Raw genomic sequence first — 1,762 nt, forward strand, 5'->3', positions numbered from 1 at the left:
CAGAATTTAAAGTCTACCGCCCGTACTCGCCGTGATGAGAAGCGTAAAGCTAAACAAATGGCTTTCGCAGCAGCTAACCCAACAATGGTTGGACGTAGCTATCAGGACATTGGCGAGCCAATTACGCCAGTGCAGAGACCGGGCTACGAGCCTAAGCCGCTAATCCTACTCGCAGCAGCAGCAAAGCGTCAGGTCATTGGATATAAGAATGGAATTATTCGTGCAACCTATCTCTATATGCACGAGTTTAAACGCAAGCCGGTAGTTGAAGGCTCTATCTGCCTTGAGCAAGTCGCCATCTATGCGGCAGGTCATCGTAAATCAAATCAAGTAACAGCGAGGTAAGTATGCTACATGAAAGAGAAGTGATTTTAGGTGCATTAGAATTGAATGTTCGGCTAAAAAGCATGTGTCAAGAACTAGGGTGGAATGGTTATGAGCTGGAGATAGTTAATACATTAAAGGCAGCCATCGAAGGAGGCCGCCAAATATCCATTATTGAAGGTTCTTTGCCAGCTAAAACCCCGAGTTACCCATAGGTATTGGAGATGGTTTATACACCACCTTAGCGAATACACCATAAACATGCCCACAATTTGAGCAATATGCTGTTTCGAACCAAGGGTCATTTAACCTGCTGCGCTTCTCGCTAGGTTCACACACAATAAACTCGTTACCTATAACTTTACAATCTGGGCATTTTGGCTTGTTTAATGGCTCTGACATCAACTATTTCCTTAATTGTCTGTGGAATAACCAATTTATCAGCTTCCTTTGTCTGTGGAAAGCAGGGGAAGTCGCGCATCCTGAGCGACTTATAAGAGCAGGAACCTATTCTTGATGGCTGATTATTCGGTCATCGTAAATCAGTTTCAGTTAGTGCGAGGTAAGTATGGGAGACAGAATTTATGGAGTTGAGAATTACTACAAGGAAGAGTTCTGGTCCGGCATGCGAAATCAAAGCGAGCGAAACTACCGAAGGCTTCTGAAAAATAATCGTTTAAAAGCGGTTCGCGCCATGGATATAGATACCTCGCTAATGAATAACTAGCTACTCACTCCCTACCCTTACCAGACAAGGGTTAAGACAGAAAGTGAATAGCTTATTGAATAGATATAAGTCGCCTAGAGCGGCTTTTTTATGGGTGAAATATGGCTGAGAAGTGGTGCAAGCAATTCAAACTATGCAAAGGGTGCAAGTTTGCCGGCAATCAGTGTGTCGTTAAGGATGTCGAGACTGGCAACAACAGCAAGTTTTACGACCGCATGATTCAGTTAATTCAGATTGAAGTAGGAGTAAAACATGATTAAAGAAACAGGTGGTCCAGCATTTCCGGCAAGCGGTCATCCGGGGCAGCAATTTGTACAGCAGGAAGGAATGACATTGCGTGATTATTTCGCAGCCAAAGCTATGCAGGGAATTCTTTCAGACCCTGACGCTGGACTCCTTTCTGATGATTTAAGTAGGTATTCAAAAATAGCCTACCAAACTGCAGACTCAATGCTTAAAGCTCGCGGAGAGTAACCATGATTAAACGCGACCTATACAAGCAAGGGCTTTACTCCTGCCCTATACCAAGTGGAGACACTAGCAACTGGAATGTTGCCAGATGGATTGATTATATCGACCTGTACGGTCTGTGGGGGTAGTGATGAAGTGGATTAAATGTAGTGAACAGATGCCAGAAGTTAATGAAAACTGCTGGAGAACTGATTTTCCATTAATTATTAAGTGCGAGCTTGGCGTTATACCAGCTTATGC

At 43.8% G+C, this 1,762-nt stretch carries 4 protein-coding genes; all 4 read left to right on the forward strand.

All coding sequences use genetic code 11. The annotated features are described in order from the left end of the window. Nucleotides 1-345, forward strand: a 345-nt coding sequence (locus BMX14_RS16615; RefSeq protein WP_092677809.1) for a transcriptional antitermination N peptide, incomplete at its 5' end; no start/stop codon positions are given. 807 nt (nucleotides 346-1,152) lie between these two features. Then, nucleotides 1,153-1,311 carry a hypothetical protein gene (locus tag BMX14_RS17190; protein WP_143056424.1) on the forward strand — a complete coding sequence of 53 codons (159 nt, stop codon included), beginning with the start codon at nucleotides 1,153-1,155 and terminating at the stop codon, nucleotides 1,309-1,311. Then, a complete protein-coding gene (locus tag BMX14_RS14005; RefSeq protein WP_092677813.1) occupies nucleotides 1,304-1,525 on the forward strand; it encodes a hypothetical protein in 222 nt (73 codons plus the stop codon). Before BMX14_RS17190 ends, BMX14_RS14005 begins: the two co-directional genes overlap by 8 nt. A 127-nt stretch (nucleotides 1,526-1,652) precedes the next feature. Then, nucleotides 1,653-1,762 (forward strand): DUF551 domain-containing protein (locus tag BMX14_RS17055; RefSeq protein ID WP_177173175.1); only part of this gene is annotated, 110 nt, incomplete at its 3' end.

The sequence above is a fragment of the Rosenbergiella nectarea genome (genome assembly GCF_900111105.1).
Lineage (GTDB): Bacteria > Pseudomonadota > Gammaproteobacteria > Enterobacterales > Enterobacteriaceae > Rosenbergiella > Rosenbergiella nectarea.

Excerpts from the sequence above, each read along its gene's own strand:
- BMX14_RS14005 (WP_092677813.1), top strand. The coding sequence starts at position 1,304 with ATGATTAAAGAAACAGGTGGTCCAGCATTTCCGGCAAGCGGTCATCCG.
- BMX14_RS17190 (WP_143056424.1), top strand. The coding sequence starts at position 1,153 with ATGGCTGAGAAGTGGTGCAAGCAATTCAAACTATGCAAAGGGTGCAAG.